Genomic DNA, 18925 nt, shown 5'->3' with positions numbered 1-18925 from the left:
TGCGGGGTCCTCACTTCGACGGGGGAACGTTGATGCAACCGACCGGGCCGCCGATGAGCCGGGAAGGCGCCGACCACGCGCTGCGACAGCGCGGCGAAGAACGTGACCGCATCTCGGGCGATCTGCTCGACCTGGAGTCCCACACCACCTTCCAGCTGCTCAAGAGCACCGCCTTACGCGGCCGGACGCTGACCGTGTGGACCGCGGCCCAGCAGGCCGTGACCACGCTCTGGGCGTTGTACGACGCCTATCGCGGGGTGCTGCGGCAGGCCGAGGAGGTCAGGGCCCGCCGCGCCCGCCCCGGGCCCACCGAGCTGGAGGAGCTGACCGCCCTGCTCGCCGGCCCCTCCGTACGGCCGGCGCCGGAGAACCTGCCGGTCGAGCGGAGGTCGTTACGCCCTCCCCCGACCCAGGGCCTCACCCTCGACGAGACCGTCGCCCGGATGGACGAGGCGTTCCGCGCGACCGCCGACGCGCTGCGCGAGATCGACGCGGCGTGGACCGCGATCCTGCCGCCGCTGGAGTCGGCGGCCACCCGCCTCGGCGAGATCACCCGCCTGACCGCCGAACTCGGCGAGCCGCCCCTCGCGCCAGGGCACGAAGAAGAACTCGCCCGCCTGCGCTCCACCGCCGCCGCCGACCCGCTCGGCCTCTCCCCCGCCGACCTCGACCGGCTCGGCGCCACGCTCGACTCCCGCCTCGCCGAACTCTCCCGCGCCGACGCCCTCCGGCAGTCGTACGGCCCGCGGCACGCCACGCTGATCCAGCTGGTCGAGCAGGTCAGGACCGCTGAGGCGGAGGCGCGCAGGACCCACGCCACGGTGTCGGTCAAGATCCTCCTTCCTCCCTCGACCAGGCCCAGGACCGTCGCCGACCGCCTCGCCGCCGACGCCGCCGCCCTTCCCGGGGCGGACGCGCCCGCCGGCGGCTGGGTGGAGCGCGCCAGGCGCCTGTCCGGCGTGGAGCACGCGGCCCGCGAGGCGCTGACACGGGCGCGGACGACCACGTCGGCGCTGCTGGGGCTGATGGCCCGCAGGGACGAGTTACGCGGGCGCCTGCTGGCCGTCCAGTCCAAGGCCGTCCGCGTCGGGCTGGCCGAGGACCCCGAGACCGCCCGCCGTTTCACGCGGGCCCGCGAGCTGCTGTGGACCGCCCCGTGCGATCTCAACCAGGCGGCGGAGGCCGTGGAGAACTACCAGGACGCGATCCAGGGAGGGCGCCGATGACCAGGTGCGGGCAGCCAGGCTGCACGGGCACGATCCAGGAGGGCTTCTGCGACGTGTGCGGGCATCCCGAGAGCCCGCCGGCGACCGTCTCTGGCGATGCCACCGCGCCGTCGGGCGGCGGGCCGTCGGGCAGCGTGCCGTCGATCAGCGGGCCCTCGGGCAGCAGGCCGTCGGGCAGCAGGTCGAGCTCTGCCAGGCGATCGGCGGGCGTGCTGGGTCACGGCCTGGTGGACGTGCCGCCGACGCCGTACCGGGATCCGGCCGAGGCCGTCATGGACAACCCCGAGGTGCCGGAGGACAAGCGGTACTGCTCGGCGTGCGGCAGGCCGGTGGGGCGCAGCCGCGAGGGAGTGGCGGGCCGTACCGAGGGGTTCTGCCCGCACGACGGCACGCCCTACAGCTTCACCCCCAAGCTGGCGCCGGGCGCGCTGGTGGCGGGCCAGTACCGCGTGCTGGGCTGCCTGGCGCACGGCGGGCTGGGCTGGATCTACCTGGCCGCCGACGAGAACCTCGACGGCCGGTGGGTGGTGCTGAAGGGCCTGCTGAACGCCGCCGACGCCGAGGCGCTCGCGGCGGCCGAGGCGGAGCGCAGGTTCCTGACGACGGTCGACCACCCCAACATCGTCAAGATCTTCAACTTCCAGCGGCACGAGGGCGCCGGCTACATCGTCATGGAGTACGTCGGCGGGCCCTCCCTGCAGGAGCTGCTCAAGCAGCGGCTGCGCCAGGGCGAGGCGCTGCCGACGCGCCAGACGATCCCCTACGCGCTGGAGATCCTCAGGGCCTTCGAGTACCTGCACGACAACGACCTCGTCTACTGCGACCTGAAACCCGCCAACGTCATCCAGGTGGGACAGCAGCTCAAGGTCATCGACCTGGGCGCCGTCCAGCGCGTCGGCGCGCGCACCGGCAGCTCGTACGTCACGGCCGGCTACCACGCCCCCGAGATCGCCACGTCCGGGCCGTCGATCACCGCCGACCTGTACACGGTGGCGCGCACGCTGGCCGTGCTGAGCCATCCCTTCAGCCCCGCGAAGGACAACGTGGAGGTGCCGCTGCCGGGGCTGGAGGCGTGGGGGAACGAGTCCTTCCACCGCTTCCTCGTCCGGGCGACCCACCCCGAACCCGGCCGGCGCTTCCCCGACGCCGCCGAGATGGCCGAGCAGCTCACCGGGGTGCTGAGAGAGATCCGGGCGGCGGAGGACGGCGTGCCGTACCCGAGCCAGTCGGCGGTCTTCGGGCCCGAGCGGGTCGCGGAGGGAGTGACAGGGGTCTTCGAGCCGCTGGATCCCAAGGCGGCGGTGGCGGCGCTGCCGGTGCCGCTGGCCGACCCCGCCGATCCGGCGGCGGGCCTGCTGCCGGGGCTGCTCGCGCGCGACCCGCGCGAGCTGCTCAGCCGGGTCTCGGCGCTGCCCGCCACCACCGAGACGCTGCTGACCAAGGCCAGGGTGGTGGCCGAGCACGATCTGTCCGACGACTTCCTCGACGAGGCGGCGCGGACCCTCCGCGACGACTGGCGGGTGACCTGGTACCAGGCGGTGCGCGCGCTCGCGTCGGGCAAGCCGGACCTCCAGCTGTTCGACCGCTGCTTCGGCCTGCTGCCCGGCGAGCCCGCCGTGAAGCTGGCCCTGGGGTTCGCGCACGAGCAGGCGGGCGACCACCGGGCCGCCGCCCGCTGGTACGGCACGGTGTGGCGCACCGACCGCGGCTACGTGAGCGCCGCCTTCGGCCTGGCCAGGGCCGAGCTCGCGGACGGGAACGGCAAGGCCGCCGCGGCGGCGCTCGACCAGGTGCCCGCCTCGTCGAGCCAGTACGTGGCCGCGCAGAGCGCGCTGGTCACGATCGCCGCCCGGCGCCCTGCCGCCCAGCTCGCCCCCGCCGAGCTGATCGCCGCCGGCGAGCGGCTCGACCGGCTCACCCAGCTGGAGGGGCGGCGCCGCGGCGAGCTGGCGGCCGAGCTGCTCGAGGCCGCGCTCACCTGGGTGACGGCCGCCGCCCCGCCGCCCTCCCACACCACCACGCTGCTCGGCGCGCCCCTCACCCAGAGCGGCGTGCGGCGCAGGCTGGAGGGCGTCTACCGGGAGCTGGCCAGAGCCGCCCCGACCAGGCGGGAACGGTACGAGCTGGTCGACCGCGCCAACGCGGTCCGTCCGAGGACCTGGCTGTGAGCTGCCCGGCGTGCGGCGCCCCCGTGCTCCCCGACCACGCCTTCTGCGAGCAGTGCGGCTCCCCGCTCGGCCCCGCCCCCTCCTGTACGGCATGCGGCGGCGAGATCGCCGACGGCTACTGCCTCCAGTGCGGCCTGCGCGCACCGGCCGCGACCGACCACGTCGAACTCGTCCTCGACTCGGGGGCGGCGGGCGCCAGCGACAAGGGTCTACGGCACAGCCGCAACCAGGACGCGATGGCGCTGGGCGAGGCCGAACGGCACGTCATCGCCGTGGTCTGCGACGGGGTGTCCCAGTCGCCGCGCCCCGAGACCGCCTCGACGCTGGCCGCGCAGACCGGGGTCGCCGTCCTGGCCGAGGAGCTCAAGGCGGGTTCGAGCCAGGAGGCGGCCACGAGGGCGGCGTGCGCGCGGGCCGCCCGCGCCGTCGCCGCGCTCGGCACCTCCGCCGACGACGCGCCCGCCTGCACCTACGTGTCGGCGGTGGCCGGCCCCGACCTGGTCACCGTCGGCTGGGTCGGCGACAGCCGCGCCTACTGGCTGCCGGACGAGGGCGCCGCCGTCCTGCTGACCGACGACGACGTCGCCTCGGCGGGCGTGCTGACGGCGTGGCTGGGCGCCGACGCCAGGAACGCCGGGTGCCGGGCGCTCGGCTTCGTGCCCGACTCCCCCGGCCTGCTCATGATGTGCACCGACGGGCTGTGGGGTTACCTCGACGATCCCGTCTCCTTCCGCGCCGCCGTACCGATCGACGGGGCGCGCGCGCTCGTGCACCACGCGCTGGCCTCGGGCGGGCGCGACAACGTCACCGTCGTTCTGATACCGGTCAGGAGAGCCTGTTGAGCGAGTTCACGCTGCACGTCGACCAGAACAAGTACCTGCCGATCGGCGGCAGGGAGGTGCACGCCGTCCTCACCGTGACGGGCGCGGCGGCGGCTCCCACGCCCGCCCAGGCCGCCGAGGTGATCATCATCGACACCTCGGGGTCGATGAGCGGCGGCAAGATCAGAGAGGCGCGGCAGGCGGCGAAGGCCGCCGTCGACACGCTGCGCGACGGGGTGGAGTTCGCGGTGATCGCGGGAGACACCTCGGCCCGCATGGTCTACCCCCGCGGCCGCAAGCTCGCCACGGCGAACTTCAGCACGCGGGGCAACGCCAAGAGCGCCATCGACGCCCTGGACGCCGACGGCGGCACCTCGATCGGGCAGTGGCTGCGCCTGGCCGCCGACCTGCTGGAGAGCAGGCCCGGCGCGATCAGGCACGCGCTGCTGATGACCGACGGGCAGAACAACGAGGGCGACGCGGCGTTCGCCGGTGCGCTGAAGCACTGCGAGGGCAGGTTCGTCTGCGACAGCCTCGGCGTGGGCGCCGACTGGGTGCCCGCCGAGCTGCGCAAGGTCTCCGAGGCGCTGCTGGGCACCTTCGACTTCGTGCGCGATCAGCGCGACCTGGCGGCCTTCTTCACCAGGATCACCGAGGCGTCGATGGGCAAGACGGTCGCCGAGCTGGCGCTGCGCGTGTGGATCCCCAAGGACGCCACGCTGAAGTACGTCAAGCAGGTCTCGCCCTCGCTGCTCGACCTGACCGGGAAGGCGGCCGCGGTCAACCCGCTGACCGGCGACTACCCGACCGGCTCGTGGGGCGAGGACGAACGGGAGTACCACCTGTGCGTGGAGGTGCCGCCGTCCGCGCCGGGACAGGAGATCAGGGCGGCGTGGGTCAAGCTGGTCCGCCCCGACACCGGCGACGTGCTGGCCAGCGGCAACGTCCTGGCGCACTGGACGGACGACCTGGCCGCCTCGACCCGGATCAACCCGAAGGTGGCGCACTACACGGGCCAGGCGGAGCTGCACGAGCTGATCCAGGAGGGGCTGAGCGCCCGGGCGGCGGGCGACAGGGCGACCGCGACGGCCCGGCTGGCGAAGGCGCGGCAGCTGGCCGGCTCCTCCGGGCGGGAGGACACCGCCAGGCTCCTGGACAAGATGGTGGAGGTCGACCCCGGCACCGGGACGGCCCGGCTGCGCAGCCGGGTGGACAAGGCCGACGAGATCGAGCTCGACACGGGGTCGACGCGGACCAGCCAGCTTCGGCAGGAGGGCTGAGATGGCGCTGACGTGCCCTCAGGGGCACACGTCCCAGGACGCGGACTACTGCGACGTGTGCGGCGCCCGGATGGCCCCTGCCGACGCGGCGGCTCCCGGCGCGACTCCCGGGGAGGCCGCTCCCGGCGCGGCGGGCGGGTCCGCTCCTTCGGGGGCCGGTCCTTCGGGGGCCGGTCCTTCGGGGGCCGGTCCTTCGGGGGCCGGTCCTTCGGGGTCCGGTCCTTCGGGGGCCGGTCCTTCGGGGTCCGGTCCTTCGGGGGCCGGTCTTTCGGGGGCCGCGGTCTTTCCCGGCGCCCCCGGAGCAGTCGATGCTCCGCGGGGCACGGGCGGGTCCGGCGACCCGGGCGGTTCCGGTGGTGCGGCGGGCGGGTCCGGGGCTCCGGCGGCGTCCGGCGGCACCGAGCCGGGTCCGGGCGACGGCGGGTTCGGCGGGCAGGAGTGCCCGATCTGCCGGACGCCGCGGACCGGGCGGTTCTGCGAGGTGGACGGGCACGACTTCGAGTCGCCGCTGCCCGACCCCGTCGCCCCCGCGCTGTGGCAGGTCGTGGTCGGCGCCGACCACGCCTACTTCGACGAGGTCATCGCCCTGAACGGGCCCGACGCCGGCGCCATGGTCTTCCCCCCCTACCGCCCCGAACGCGTCTACCCGCTGACCGGCACGCAGGTCCGCATCGGCCGCCGCAGCGTCACCCGCGGCACCAGGCCCGAGATCGACCTGGGCGAGCCGCCCGCCGACCCGGGGATCTCGCACCTGCACGCCGTCCTCATGGCCCAGCCGGGCGGCACGTGGGCGCTGGTGGACCCGGGGTCGGCCAACGGCACCCGCGTCAACGGCAAGCCGCTCCAGGTCAACGTGGCGGTGCCGGTCGCCGAGGGCGACCGGATCCACCTCGGCGCGTGGACGGTCATCACGCTGCGCGGAGGCACGCCGTGATGTTCCTGGCGCGCCGTACCGTCCCCGGGCGCATCAAGGTGATCTCCGCGGTCACCGTCGCCGCCCTCGCGCTGCTGTTCGCCACCCTCGCGTACGGCACCGCCGCCGCCCGCGAGGGGCTGCAGGTGATCGGGAACGACGCGGGGCCGCAGGTGGTGGCGACGGCGGGGCTCTACATGGGCCTGAGCGACATGGACGCCCAGGTGGCCGACGCCCTGCTGCTCGGCGACCGGCGCGAGGACGCGCTGGCGCGCTACGACCGGCGCAGGACCGAGGTCGGGGACGCGCTCCTCCAGGCGCACCGCCTGGCCGGCGCCGACCCGGCCGAACGGCGCACGATCGCCGCCGTGCTCGATGGTCTCGGCCGCTACGAACGCCTGGCCGCCGAGGCCCTGCTCCTGAGCTCCCTGCCCGCGACCGGCGACACAGCCCGGTCCGGCGGCACCGCGCAGGCAGACGGCACAACGCATGCAGACGACACAGCGCAGACCGGCGGCGCAGCCCAGTCCAGCGGCACGGCGCAGACCGGCGGCACGGCGCAGACCGGCGGCACGGCCCAGTCCGGCGGCACCGCGCGGGCAGGTGACCGGGCGTTGGAGGTCTACCGGCGGGCGACCGACCTCATGACGCGCGAGCTGCTCCCCCAGGCCTACAACCTCACCCTGGAGAGCGGCACGATCGTGCGGCACGCCTACGAGGACGGCCGCGCCACGGTGGTCACCGTCCGGGTGATCGCCCTGCTCAGCGGGGCGCTCGCGCTGGGCTGCCTGGTCTGGTTGCAGGTCTATCTGGCCCGCAGGTTCCGCCGGGTGCTCGGTCCGGCGCTGCTGGCCGCCACCCTGGCCACGGCGGCCTGCGCCATCGCGGGCGCGGTGGTGCTGGAGCAGGAGGCCGCCGCGCTGACCGCGGCCAAGCGCGACGGCTTCGATTCGGTATTGACCCTGGCCAGGGCCCGCGCGATCAGCAACAGCCTGCACGCCGACCAGAGCCGCTACCTGCTCGACGGCGTGCGCGCCGACACCTACCAGCACACCTTCTTCGACAAGTCGCAGTCGCTGGTCTACGTCGCCGCCGCCAACCTGCCCGCCTACCAGGGCGCGCTCGGCTCGCTCCACGACGGCCGCTTCCTCGGCATGTTGCGCGGCCACGACGTCACCGCCGCCTGGCAGCGCTTCCAGCAGGCGGACAGGGACCTGCGCGCCCGGTCCGGCGCGGCGGCGACGGCCGAGCTGACCGGACCCGTGCGCGCCGCCTTCGACGCATACGACGCCACGCTGGTACGGCTGGCCGACCGGCACAAGATCATCTTCGCCGAGGCGGTCGCGGACGGCGGGAACGGGGTGCGTGGCCTGCAGGCGCTCGTACCGGCCGGGGTCCTGGTCATCGCGGCGGGCGTGTTCGCAGGGGTGTGGCCGAGGCTGAAGGAGTACCGGTGAGGAAGGTGCGCATGCTGACCACCCGAATGCGGGCCGCCCTGATGCTGACCACCCGGACGCGGGCCAGGCGGATGCAGGCCGTCAGGATGCGGGCCAGGCGGATGCTGGCCGTTCTGGCGGGGGTCGCGGTGCTGGGCGCGGCGGGCGGGTGCGGCGCGGGCGCCGCGTCGTCCGTCGTCGGGAAGGAGCGCCTGGTCATCGGCGTCCGGCCCGACCTGCCGGCGATCGGATTCAGGAAGGGGGACGGCCGGTTCGAGGGGTTCGACGTCGACGTGGCGGCCTACGTGGCGCGCAAGCTCGGCGCCACCCCCACGTTCGTGCCCGCGCTGGCCGCCGACAGGGAGCGACTGCTGCTCGAGGGGAAGGCCGACCTGGTGGTCGCCACCTTCTCCATCACCCAGGAGCGGAAGACGAGGGTGTCCTTCGCCGGCCCCTACCACCTGTCGTTCCAGGACATCCTGGTACGCGACGGGACCACGGGCATCGCGAACGTACGTGACCTGGCCGGGCGGAAGATCTGCGAGGTGCAGGGGTCGAACGCGGCCCAGCGGGTGATCGACGAGCGGCAGATCCCGGCCTCGGTGGTGCCCGCGTCGACCTACGACCAGTGCATGGCCATGCTGAAGTCCGGCCGGATCGACGCGATCACCACCAACGACGTGATCCTGGCAGGGCTGGCCGCACGTGAGGGCCGCGGCGTCCGGCTGGTGAACACGCAGTTCAACGAGCAGCGCACCGGCGTGGGCCTGCGCAAGGGCGACGTGGACGGCTGCGAGGCGGTCAACCGCGCGATCACCGACATGTACCAGGACGGCACGGCCGGGATGCTGCTGCGCAAGTGGTTCGGGACCTCGGGGCTGACGATCGGCACGGTGTCGGTGCCGCAGTTCGAGGGCTGTTCCTGACCGCCAGCCGTACCGGACGGGCGCGCGGCGGAGCCCCGGGAGACGGCTCCCGGGGCTCGGCGACCAGGTGATTGCTAGTCGAGGTAGTCGCGCAGCATCTGGGCGCGGGTGGGGTGGCGCAGCTTGGCGAGCGTCTTGGACTCGATCTGGCGGATGCGCTCCCGCGTGACGCCGAACTCCCTGCCGACCTCCTCCAGCGTGCGCGGGTGCCCGTCGGCCAGCCCGAAGCGCAGCTGGATGATGCGCTGCTCCCGCTCGGACAGCGTGGCGAGGATGTCGTCGAGCTGGTCCTGCAGCATGATGAACGCGGCCGCCTCCATGGGCACCACCGCGTCGGCGTCCTCGATGAAGTCACCGAGGTCGGAGTCCTCCTCGCCGATCGGCGACTGCAGCGACACCGGCTCCTGCGCGATCCGCTGAATCTCCACCACACGGTCGACCGGCAGGTCCATCTCCAGCGCGATCTCCTCGGGCGCGGGCTCCCGCCCCAGGTCCTGGTGGAGCTGGCGCTGCACCCTGACCAGTTTGTTGATCGTTTCCACCATGTGCACGGGAATTCGAATCGTGCGCGCCTGATCGGCAATGGCTCGGGTGATCGCCTGGCGAATCCACCACGTGGCATAGGTGGAGAACTTGTAGCCCTTGGTGTAGTCGAATTTCTCGACCGCGCGGATGAGTCCGAGATTGCCCTCCTGGATCAGGTCGAGGAAGAGCATGCCGCGCCCGACATACCGTTTCGCTATGGAGACCACCAACCTGAGGTTGGCCTCGATCAGCCGCTGCTTGGCCCGCGTGCCCTGCCAGACCAGCTCCCTGAACTCGGGGTGGGCCAGGCGGGCGAGCCCGCTGGCGAGCTTGTCCTCGGCGAACAGCCCTGCCTCGATGGATTTGGCGAGTTCGACCTCCTCTTCGGCGGTGAGCAGCGGGACCCGGCCGATCTCGCGCAGGTAGATGCGGACCAGATCACTGGTCGGCGCCCGCTTGCCTACGTCTTCCTCATCAGGACGGACGGTCTCGTCGTCGCCCTGCGGCTCGAGGACCTCCACCCCGTTCTCCGCGAGCATCCGCACGACGCGTTCCAGCGCGTCGGACGGCAGCTCGGAGCGGTCGAGCGCGGCGGCTACGTCATCGACGGTAACGCTTCCGCGCTCTCTTCCTTTCGCGACGAGGTCCGCCACCTGGTCTACCGATGGCGGCCCACTTGGCAGCACCGATGCACCCACGGGACACAGTCTGCAGTATTGCTTCCATAAAATGGCAGACCCATTTTTGTCACTCGAGGTAAGATCTGCATCATTACCAAATCGAGATCTTATTAATGTTTGGCCTGAGTTTGATCAGGAAAGAAAAGCCAATTACGCGATCAGGTTCGCAATGGAGGCGGCCGGCCGCGTCTGAATGCTGCCTCCTGCCCGCGTCGCGCCCCTGAGGGGCGACGCGGCCTCCCCGGCTTCTCCGCGAGACGGTGCGGCGTCCACGGCTCCACCGCGAGGCGGTCACCCGAGGAGCCGACGCTCCCCACTCGACGACGGTCACCCGAGAAGCCGCCTCTCCCTCACCCGAGGACGGTCACCCGACGAGCCGCCTCTCCCTCACCCGAGGACGGTCACCCGACGAGCCGCCTCTCCCCCACCCGAGGATCCGGCCGAGGACGGCGCCGCGCAGGCCGGCTCAGAACCGCGTTGAGTTCGCCGTCGCGCGCGTGTCTTCGTGCGATCACACCGTCGGCGGCGCCATCTTCATCTCCACGGACGAAGCACGCCCGGGCCACCTGATGGAGGGTGGCGGAACCATTGGCCGAGTGCCCGGGAGGTTCGCACATGGGACTCTCCGAAATCACCCCCCAGCTTGTCGTGCCTGCACCGGTCCGAAGGACCGCGATCGTCACCGTCGGCCTGCTCATGGGCGTCTGGGTGATCGACTACGTCGACCGGGTGATGATGGCCGTCGCGCTGCCGTTCATCGGTGAGGAGTTCGCGCTCACCAGGACCGAGCAGGGCTGGCTGATCACCGTCTTCTCTCTGGTGTACCTGTTGTGCCAACTGCCGGGCGGCATCCTGGCCGACCGGTTCGGCGCCCGCCGCCAGCTCATGGTGGCCCTGCTGCTCTGGTCGGTCTTCACCGCCCTCACCGGCGTCGCCTGGGGCCTGGCGTCGCTCCTGGTGATCCGCGCCCTCTTCGGCGTCAGCCAGGGGCTGTTCCCCAGCGCCTCCTTCAAGGCCGTCGCGGAACGCACCACGCCCGCCGTACGCGCCACGGCCGCCGGGGCCATGCTGGCCGCCAACCCGCTCGGCGCCGGCATCGCCCCGCTCATCGTCGCGCCGCTCATCCTCGTCATGGGCTGGCGGCACACCTTCTGGGTCACGGCCGCCGCCGGCGTCGTCATCGGGATGCTGCTCTGGACGCTGCTGCCCAAGCCGCTGCCCGCCCACCTCAACGGCTCCGACGCCGTCCAGGACAGGGGGCTCGGCCTCGGCGCCGTCGTCCGGTCGGCCTCCGTCTGGAAGTTCGCCGCCCTCTTCTGCGCCACCAACATGCTGGGCTACGGCATGATCACCTGGGTGCCCAGCTACCTGCTGGAGGAACGCGGCATCTCCCTCGTCAGCACCGGCGTCATGGCGGCCATCCCCGCCCTGGTCTCGTGCGCGACCACCTTCCTCGGCGGCTGGCTGTTCGACCGCTTCTTCCACGACCGGGCCAGGCTCTACGTCATCCCCCTGCTGCTGGTCACCGCCGTCCTCCTGGTGCTCATGCTGATGGCCGACTCCGCCGTCGGGTTCACCGTCTACCAGACCCTCGCCATGGGTGTGGCGGGCCTTTCCTCGATGGGCATCCTCGGCATGCCCGTCCGGGTCCTGCCGCCCGCCGTCATCGGATCCGGCCTGGCCGTCGTGAACGTCGGCGGCCAGATCGCCGGCGTCATCGCCCCGGTCCTCATGGGCTTCCTGGCCGACGCGTTCTCCTACACCGCGGCGTTCGGCCTGCTCATCGCCACCACCGTGCTCGGCGCGCTGATCGCCTTCATCGTGCCCCAGCGCCCCGAGCAGTTCACCCTCGGCACGAAGGAGCCCGCATGACGACATACGATCTGGTCCTCGCCCGCGGCCGGGTCATCGACCCCGAGAGCGGCCTGGACGCCGTACGCGACGTCGGCGTCACCGGCGGCGTCATCAGGGCGGTCTCCGGGGAGCCGCTCCACGGCGCCACCGTCGTCGACGCGACCGGCCTGGTGGTCAGCCCTGGCTTCATCGACCTGCACAGCCACAGCACCGACATCGCCGGCCACCGCCTGCAGGCCCTCGACGGCGTCACCACCGTCCTGGAACTCGAAGCCGGCGCCTACCCCGTGGCCGCCGCCTACCGCAGGGCCGAGGCCGAGGGCAGGCCGCTCAACTACGGCTTCGCCACCTCCTGGGCCGTGGCCCGCATGGCCGTCCTGCTCGGCCTGGAAACCGGCGGCGACCTGGACGACTTCGTCGCCAACATCGGCCGGGAGGAATGGCAGCGGGCCGCGCCGCGGCAGGCCGTCGACCGCGTCATCGGCATGCTGGAGCGCGACCTCGGCGACGGAGCGCTCGGCATCGGCATCCTCGTCGGCTACGCGCCCCGCGTCGACCCCGCCGAATACCTCGCCGTGGCCGCGCTCGCCGCCCGCGCCGGGCTGCCCACCTACACCCATGCCCGCGAGCTGGTCGAGATGGACCCCACCACCCCCGTCGACGGAGCCGAGGAGGTCGTCCGCGCCGCCGCCACGACCGGCGCGCACATGCACTACTGCCACGTCAACAGCACCTCCATCCGCCACGTCGACCGCGTGCTCGGCCTGGTGGAGAAGGTCCGCGCCGAAGGCTCGCGCGTCACCACCGAGGCCTACCCGTACGGCGCGGGCATGACCGGCATCGGGGCGGCCTTCCTCGCCCCCGAACTCCTCCACCGGCGCGGCCTCACACCGCACTCGATCGGCCTGCTCGGCGCCGAGGGCCGCATCCCCGACGCCGACACCCTGCGCCGGATCCGCGAGAGCCGGCCCGGCTCGGCCGCCTTCGTCCACCTGCTCGACGAGGACGACCCCGCCCAGTTCGACTACATCCAGCGCGCCCTCACCTTCACCGACGCCGCCGTCGCCACCGACGCCGTCCCCCTGCTGTGGCGCTCGGGCGTGCCCGACCCCCTGTCCTGGCCGCTGGCGCGCGATGCCGTCACCCACCCGCGCACGGCCGGCACCTACGGCAGGACGCTGCGCAGACTCGTCCGGGAGAGCGGCGTCCTGTCGCTGCCCGAGGCCGTGCGCAGGTGCACCCTCGTCCCCGCCGACGTCGTCGGCTCGGGCGTGCCCGCCATGCGGCGCAAGGGCCGCGTCCAGGTGGGTTGCGACGCCGACCTGACGGTCTTCGACCCTGCCGCCGTCACCGACCACGCCACCTACACCGCCACGACCGCGACCTCGACCGGGTTCGCCCATGTCATCGTGGGCGGAAGGTTCGTGGTCCTGGACGGCCACCTGCTGCCGACCGCCCTGCCCGGACGCCCGGTCAGAGCCTGACACCCGCTCAGCCGGACCCGGTCGCGGCGCCCGCTCCAGCCGGGCGCGCTCAGCCGGGCCGGTCGCCGGTCCCCGGCCAGCCGGACGCCGCCGCGTCGCCATGCGAGGCGAACAGGTTCGGCGGCCGGTCTAGCCGCCTACCGGGTTCTCCCTGAGGGCCTTGCGCTGCCGTTCGAGCCCCAGCAGCTCGCCGAACAGCCGCCGGTGCTCCTCGGGCTCCTCGACCGGGTTGAGCCGCTGCAGGCGCGACTTCACCTGGGCGATGGCCCGGTCGACCGCGATGCCCTCGACGGCGGCCAGCAGCTCGGTGCCGTAGCGCTGCTCGACCTCGGCGTCGGCCCTGATGGCCTCGACGGCGAACCTGGTGATCAGCCCGCGCACCGCCTCGTCCGGCGCGTGCTCCAGCAGCCGGTCGACCCATTCCCTGCCGCCGGCGCCTCCGGCCGCCGCGCCACCGGCCGCCGCGACGACGGCGTGGAGCGCGACGTGGTCGGGCGTGGTGAACGCCTCGGCGCCGAGCGCGTCGAAGCGCGGCCCGACCAGGGCGGGCCGCTGCACGGCCAGCTTGAGCAGCTCGCCCTCGACCCGCACGTGCGGCTCGACGACGGCGATCTTGGGGGCGCGCTGCTGTCTGGCCACCTGCGCCCCGCCGACCTCGGCGATGCGCTCGATGACGAAGCGCTCGTCCATGAAGCCGAGCCACCTGTCGAGGTCGATGGCGTAGCGCTTGCGCAGCCCTGTGTCCTTGATGCCCGCCACGATCGGCGCGGCCGCGTCGAGCGCGGCGATCTTGCCCTCGTTGGTGCGCAGGTCGTAGCGGGAGATCGTGCTGCGGATCGCGAACTGGAACAGCGGCTCCCTGCTGGCCACCAGGTCGCGCACGGCCGCGTCGCCCTGCTTGACCCGCAGGTCGCACGGGTCGAGCCCGTCGGCCTGCACGGCGACGTAGGTCTGGGTGACGAACTTCTGCTCGTCGGCGAAGGCCCGCAGCGCCGCCTTCTGGCCCGCCGCGTCGCCGTCGAAGGTGAAGATCACCTCACCGGTGGCCGAGGACTGGTCGAGCAGGAACCGGCGCAGGATCTTGATGTGCTCCTCGCCGAAGGAGGTGCCGCAGGTCGCCACCGCGGTCGGCACCCCGGCCAGGTGGCAGGCCATCACGTCGGTGTAGCCCTCGACGATCACCGCCTGGGAGCGCTTGGAGATCTCCCGCTTGGCCAGGTCGATGCCGTAGAGGACCTGCGACTTCTTGTAGAGGGGCGACTCGGGGGTGTTGAGGTACTTGGGGCCGTCGTCGCTGTCGAGGAGCTTGCGCGCGCCGAACCCGATGACGTCGCCCGTGGCCTCGCGGATGGGCCAGATGAGCCGCCCGCGGAAGCGGTCCATCGGGCCGCGCCTGCCCTCCTTGGCCAGGCCGCCCTTGACGATCTCCGCCGCGGTGAACCCCCTGCCGAGCAGGTGACGGGTCAGCGCCTCCCACTCGTTGGGCGCGTAGCCGACGCCGAACAGCTCGGCGTCGGCCCGCTCGAAGCCCCGCTCGGACAGGAACCGGCGCCCGGGCGCCGCCTCCGGCGAGAAGAGCCGCTCGACGTAGAACTCGGCGGCGGCCTTGTGCGCCTCGATCAGCCGGGCCCGCTCCCCCTGGTCGCGCTTGGGGACGTAGCCGCCCTGCTCGTACTGCAGCTGCACGCCGGCCCGCTGCGCCAGCCGCTCGACCGCCTCGTGGAAGGACAGGTGCTCGATCTTCTCGACGAACGTGATGACGTCGCCGCCCTCGCCGCAGCCGAAGCAGAAGTACATCCCCCGCTCGGGGGTGACGTTGAAGGACGGGCTCTTCTCGTCGTGGAAGGGGCACAGGCCCTTGAGATTGCCGCCGCCCGCGTTGCGGAGCTGGATGTGCTCCCCGATCACGTCGGCGATCGGGGAACGCTCGCGCACCAGCGCGATGTCGACGTCACGGATCCGGCCTGCCACGCGGCGAGTCTAATGGCGCGCTCCGACACTTTCGGCCCCGGCGCGGATGCTCGTCCCGTCCGGCACGGGAGCCCGTGGCGGAGATCCTGCGCGGCGTTGCCTGCCGTACGGGGCCGCTGGACGGATAACGGCAAACCGGTCGTGGTCACGGGCCGGGTCCGTTACAAAGGTAAAGGTTGTCGTTCGATACTGTGACACAGGTGGAGATCATGCGTTCGGGGCCTCTCAGTGCGGTGGTGGTCGGCGTCCTGCTGACCGGAGGATGCGCGCACGCCACCGGCGTCGCGGGCGTCAGCATGAAGGCCCCCGCCGAGGCCGTGGCGGCGACGCCGGTCCCCTCGGCCGGCCCCGGCACCGACGAGCAGGCCGGCGTCCAGCGGCCCGCGGCCGAGGCTCCGGTGCAGGTGCCGCCGCCGCAGGTGTCGAAGTACACCTACGCCTTCCCGGTCAAGGGCTGCAAGACCAGCTACCAGCGCAAGCTGCTCATCCTGCCCAAGACGACGATCTGGGCGGCCAAGGGCTGCGCGTTCGTCGCGCCCGTCGACGGCGTGGTCGACGAGATCAACACCGGCAACCGCTGGTCGCCCTCCACCGACCGCGGCCCCGACCGCGAGGGCAGGTTCGTCTCGATCATCGGCGAGGACGGCGTCCGCTACCTCGGCGGCCACCTCGACGCCGTCGTCCCGGACCTCAAGCCGGGCTCGAAGGTGAAGGCCGGGCAGAAGGTCGGCACGATCGGCAACTCGGGCAACGCCCGCGACACCGCCCCCAACCTCTACTTCGCGATCTCGTGGAAGGCCGGCCCGGCCTACTGGTGGGTGCGCCGCGGCATGGTCGAGCCGTGGGACTACCTGGACGCCTGGGACAAGGGCAACCGCACGCTCTCCCCGAAGGAGGAGACCTTCAGGCTGCGCGGCGAGGTCGGCGAGACGCCCGCCTGCACGACGCTGTGCGCCGGCAGGTCGACGCCCCAGCAGGAGCCGGAGAAGGAGGAGCAGAAGCGGCCGCGCAAGAAGAAGCCGGCCACGCCGACGCCCACTCCGACGCCGTCGCTCAACGACACCTCGACGCTCTGACGGTTCCCCCTGCCTGGCGGGCGTCAGGGCGTCGGCCCGCGCTCCGGCAGCGGGCCACCGGAGCGGATGAGGTTCTGGATGTCGCCGACGACGTCCCAGATGTTGACGTTCATCCCCGCGATGACCGTGCCCTGGCGCAGCCAGTAGGCGATGAACTCCAGGTCCTTGCCCTTGATGAACACCTCGTCGTAGCCCCGGGTGTCGCCGGAGAACTCCATGCCGATCTCGAACTGGTCGGTGTAGAAGTACGGCACACGGTCGTAGACGACGTCCTGGCCGAGCATCGACCTGGCCGCGGCGGGCCCGCCGTTGAGCGCGTTGGCCCAGTGCTCCACCCGGATCCACCTGTCGTAGAGCGGATTGTAGGACTCGGCGACGTCCCCCGCCGCGTGGACGTCGGGGTGCGAGGTCCGCAGGGCGGCGTCGGTGACGATGCCCTCGCGCACCTCGAGCCCCGCCCTGCGGGCCAGCTCGACGTCGGGCGCGGCGCCGATGCCGGCGAGCACCAGGTCGGCGGTCAGCACCTCGCCCGTGCCGAGCCGTACGCCGTCGTCGGTCACCTCCTCGGCGGCGACGCCGAGGCGCAGGTCGACGCCGTGGCGGCGATGGACGTCGGCGAAGACCTTGCCGACCTCGGGCCCCACCACCCTGAACAGCGGGGTGGGTTCCGGCTCGACGACGGTGACCTCGCAGCCCGCCGCGCGGGCCGCCGCCGCGGTCTCCAGCCCGATCCAGCCGGCGCCGATGATCAGGACCTTGCCGCCGTGGGCGAAACGCTCCTTGAGCGCCTCGCTGTCGCCGACGGTCCGCAGGTAGCGCACGGGTCCCGCGCCCGGCAGGCGGCGCGGGCGGGCGCCGGTGGCGATGAGCAGCTTGTCGTACGGCCGGCGGGCGCCGTCGGCGAGCGTGACCTGGTGGCCGTCGAGGTCGATCTCCGTGACGGCGGTGCCCAGCAGCAGGTCGACCGCGTTGTCGGCGTACCACTCCGGCGGGTGGACGAAGATCTTCTCTCGCTCGCTCTTGTCTTGGAGGTAGCTCTTGGACAGCGGCGGCCGCTCGTAGGGTCGCTCGTTCTCGGCTCCGATGAGCACGACCTCGCCGTCGAAGCCCTCTTCCCGCAGTGTCTGCGCCGCCTTGGCCCCTGCGAGCCCGGCGCCGACGATCACAAAGGTTGCCATGTTCTGGAGTATCGTCCTTCGGCGCCGTCATCGCAGGTCCGACGCTCGCACCCGGCCCCGGCGAATCGCGCGGGGCGGGTCAGCCGGACAGGCGGCGGTGCCAGGCGACGGCGGAGGTGTCGGTGAGGGAGGCGATCTGGTCGATCACCACGCGCACCCGTGCCGCGTCGTCCTTCGCCTCGACGAACGCGGGCCGGAACGCCGGTTCGAGCGTGTGCGGCGCGCCCAGCGTGATCAGGGAGGCCAGCTCGGAGATCAGCTCCCGCTGCCGCGCCTGGTTGGCGTGGTGGTCCTCCGTCGTCATCACGTAGTGCGCGGTCACTCCCTTGAGCAGCGCGCACTCCAGCCGCGTGGCCCGCGGCACCACCAGGTCGGCGCGGTGGCGGTAGCCGAAGGCCTCCTTGGTCGCGGCCTGCGCCGACCGGCAGAACCGTCCGATCAGGCCGCTGGTCAGCGCCTTGAGCCCGGCCAGGTCGGCCAGTGTGCCCGCGAAGCGGCGCGGCCACAGCGGGGCGGCCAGCAGCCGGTCGAAGGCCGCCTCCAGCTCGGCGCCGGTGGCGTCGGGGACGTACCAGAGGCGGGTCAGCTCGCAGACGGCCTCGCGCTCGGCCCGTGACCCGAGCGCCTCGGGGGTGGCGTGGCCCGAGTGGAGGGCGTCCTCCAGGTCGTGCACCGAGTAGGCGACGTCGTCGGCCCAGTCCATGATCTGCGCCTCGAAGCTCACCCTCCGGGCTGGCGCGCCGTCCCTGATCCACTCGAAGACCGGCAGGTCGTCGTCGTAGACGCCGAACTTGCCGCCCCGGCCGCGCGGCCACGGGTACTTGACCGCGGCGTCCAGGGAGGCGCGGGTCAGGTTGAGCCCGGCGCTGCGGCCGTCCTCCGTCAGCACCTTGGGCTCGAGCCTGGTCAGCAGGCGCAGGCTCTGCGCGTTGCCCTCGAAGCCGCCGCAGGTGGCGGCCAGTTCGTCGAGCGCGGCCTCGCCGTTGTGGCCGAAGGGCGGGTGACCGAGGTCGTGGGCCAGGCAGGCCGTCTCCACCAGGTCGGGGTCGACGCCGAGCGCGGCGCCCATCTCCCTGCCGACCTGGGCGCATTCGAGCGAGTGGGTGAGCCTGGTGCGCGGGATGTGCTGGCCGACGCCGAGCGTCTCACCGGGCCCCACCACCTGTGTCTTGGCCGCGAGCCTGCGCAGGGCCGAGCTGTGCAGGACCCTGGCCCGGTCGCGCGCGAACGCGCCCCGATCGGGGTCGCCGGGCGGCTCCGGTACCCATCGCTCCTGGTCGTGGTCGGTGTATTGGCCCATAAGTGCTGTGAGTTTACCCATCAGGGCCGGGTGGAGCCGTGGTGGACCGGGTCCGGCCTCGCCTCGTGGCGAGTCAGTTTTTCGGTA

General features: G+C 72.8%; 14 protein-coding genes. 10 read left to right on the top strand and 4 right to left on the bottom strand.

The window, feature by feature from the left end; all coding sequences use genetic code 11:
• Positions 1-53 precede the first annotated feature (53 nt).
• The 7 genes from ACWENQ_RS03670 (at position 54) to ACWENQ_RS03640 (ending at position 8770) form a co-directional block, all read left to right on the top strand.
• Positions 54-1226 carry a hypothetical protein gene (locus ACWENQ_RS03670; RefSeq protein WP_452412787.1) on the top strand — a complete coding sequence of 391 codons (1173 nt, stop codon included), beginning with the start codon at positions 54-56 and terminating at the stop codon, positions 1224-1226.
• Positions 1223-3394: a tetratricopeptide repeat protein gene (locus ACWENQ_RS03665; protein ID WP_452412786.1), complete on the top strand. Its 2172-nt coding sequence runs from the start codon at positions 1223-1225 to the stop codon at positions 3392-3394. Before ACWENQ_RS03670 ends, ACWENQ_RS03665 begins: the two co-directional genes overlap by 4 nt.
• On the top strand, positions 3391-4236 hold the full coding sequence (locus tag ACWENQ_RS03660; protein ID WP_449916588.1) for a PP2C family serine/threonine-protein phosphatase: 846 nt from the start codon (positions 3391-3393) through the stop codon (positions 4234-4236). Before ACWENQ_RS03665 ends, ACWENQ_RS03660 begins: the two co-directional genes overlap by 4 nt.
• Positions 4233-5495, top strand: coding sequence for a vWA domain-containing protein (locus ACWENQ_RS03655; protein WP_452412785.1), 1263 nt, complete (start codon positions 4233-4235; stop codon positions 5493-5495). The genes ACWENQ_RS03660 and ACWENQ_RS03655 overlap by 4 nt, the downstream gene beginning before the upstream one ends.
• A gap of 481 nt (positions 5496-5976) precedes the next feature.
• A complete protein-coding gene (locus ACWENQ_RS03650; protein WP_452412784.1) occupies positions 5977-6429 on the top strand; it encodes an FHA domain-containing protein in 453 nt (150 codons plus the stop codon).
• A complete protein-coding gene (locus ACWENQ_RS03645) occupies positions 6429-7865 on the top strand; it encodes a hypothetical protein (RefSeq protein ID WP_452412985.1) in 1437 nt (478 codons plus the stop codon). Before ACWENQ_RS03650 ends, ACWENQ_RS03645 begins: the two co-directional genes overlap by 1 nt.
• 11 nt (positions 7866-7876) lie before the next feature.
• Positions 7877-8770 (top strand): transporter substrate-binding domain-containing protein, encoded by an 894-nt coding sequence (locus ACWENQ_RS03640; protein WP_452412783.1) that lies wholly within the window; start codon positions 7877-7879, stop codon positions 8768-8770.
• A gap of 74 nt (positions 8771-8844) precedes the next feature.
• On the opposite strand, the gene rpoD is transcribed toward ACWENQ_RS03640, so the two are convergent.
• On the bottom strand, positions 8845-9948 hold the full coding sequence (gene rpoD / locus ACWENQ_RS03635; RefSeq protein WP_449916598.1) for an RNA polymerase sigma factor RpoD: 1104 nt from the start codon (positions 9946-9948) through the stop codon (positions 8845-8847).
• 642 nt (positions 9949-10590) lie between these two features.
• Here rpoD and ACWENQ_RS03630 point away from each other — a divergent pair.
• Both ACWENQ_RS03630 and ACWENQ_RS03625 read left to right on the top strand, forming a co-directional pair.
• Entirely contained in the window at positions 10591-11847 is a 1257-nt protein-coding gene (locus ACWENQ_RS03630) for an MFS transporter (RefSeq protein WP_449916601.1), read from the top strand.
• Positions 11844-13313, top strand: coding sequence for an amidohydrolase family protein (locus ACWENQ_RS03625; RefSeq protein ID WP_452412782.1), 1470 nt, complete (start codon positions 11844-11846; stop codon positions 13311-13313). The genes ACWENQ_RS03630 and ACWENQ_RS03625 overlap by 4 nt, the downstream gene beginning before the upstream one ends.
• 129 nt (positions 13314-13442) lie before the next feature.
• On the opposite strand, the gene dnaG is transcribed toward ACWENQ_RS03625, so the two are convergent.
• A complete protein-coding gene (gene dnaG / locus ACWENQ_RS03620; RefSeq protein ID WP_354906532.1) occupies positions 13443-15284 on the bottom strand; it encodes a DNA primase in 1842 nt (613 codons plus the stop codon).
• 209 nt (positions 15285-15493) lie between these two features.
• On the opposite strand from dnaG, the gene ACWENQ_RS03615 reads away from it, so the two are divergent.
• Positions 15494-16360 (top strand): M23 family metallopeptidase, encoded by an 867-nt coding sequence (locus ACWENQ_RS03615; protein ID WP_449916608.1) that lies wholly within the window; start codon positions 15494-15496, stop codon positions 16358-16360.
• A gap of 23 nt (positions 16361-16383) precedes the next feature.
• Here the strand turns inward: ACWENQ_RS03615 and ACWENQ_RS03610 are convergent, their stop codons facing one another.
• Together ACWENQ_RS03610 and ACWENQ_RS03605 are read right to left on the bottom strand one after the other, a co-directional pair.
• Positions 16384-17538, bottom strand: coding sequence for an NAD(P)/FAD-dependent oxidoreductase (locus tag ACWENQ_RS03610; RefSeq protein WP_452412781.1), 1155 nt, complete (start codon positions 17536-17538; stop codon positions 16384-16386).
• A 79-nt stretch (positions 17539-17617) separates the two neighbouring features.
• Entirely contained in the window at positions 17618-18838 is a 1221-nt protein-coding gene (locus ACWENQ_RS03605; RefSeq protein ID WP_449916613.1) for a deoxyguanosinetriphosphate triphosphohydrolase, read from the bottom strand.
• Positions 18839-18925 lie beyond the last annotated feature (87 nt).

The sequence above is a fragment of the Nonomuraea sp. NPDC004354 genome, from assembly GCF_053602555.1.
Note: the sequence above shows the minus strand (reverse complement) of the source record. Positions and strands in the feature narration are given on the sequence as shown.

Coding starts and splice junctions, on each gene's coding strand:
- ACWENQ_RS03670 (WP_452412787.1), top strand. CDS start 54: ATGAGCCGGGAAGGCGCCGACCACGCGCTGCGACAGCGCGGCGAAGAA.
- ACWENQ_RS03665 (WP_452412786.1), top strand. CDS start 1,223: ATGACCAGGTGCGGGCAGCCAGGCTGCACGGGCACGATCCAGGAGGGC.
- ACWENQ_RS03645 (WP_452412985.1), top strand. CDS start 6,429: ATGTTCCTGGCGCGCCGTACCGTCCCCGGGCGCATCAAGGTGATCTCC.
- ACWENQ_RS03640 (WP_452412783.1), top strand. CDS start 7,877: ATGCTGACCACCCGAATGCGGGCCGCCCTGATGCTGACCACCCGGACG.
- ACWENQ_RS03630 (WP_449916601.1), top strand. CDS start 10,591: ATGGGACTCTCCGAAATCACCCCCCAGCTTGTCGTGCCTGCACCGGTC.
- ACWENQ_RS03625 (WP_452412782.1), top strand. CDS start 11,844: ATGACGACATACGATCTGGTCCTCGCCCGCGGCCGGGTCATCGACCCC.
- ACWENQ_RS03615 (WP_449916608.1), top strand. CDS start 15,494: ATGCGTTCGGGGCCTCTCAGTGCGGTGGTGGTCGGCGTCCTGCTGACC.
- ACWENQ_RS03610 (WP_452412781.1), bottom strand. CDS start 17,538: ATGGCAACCTTTGTGATCGTCGGCGCCGGGCTCGCAGGGGCCAAGGCG.
- ACWENQ_RS03605 (WP_449916613.1), bottom strand. CDS start 18,838: ATGGGCCAATACACCGACCACGACCAGGAGCGATGGGTACCGGAGCCG.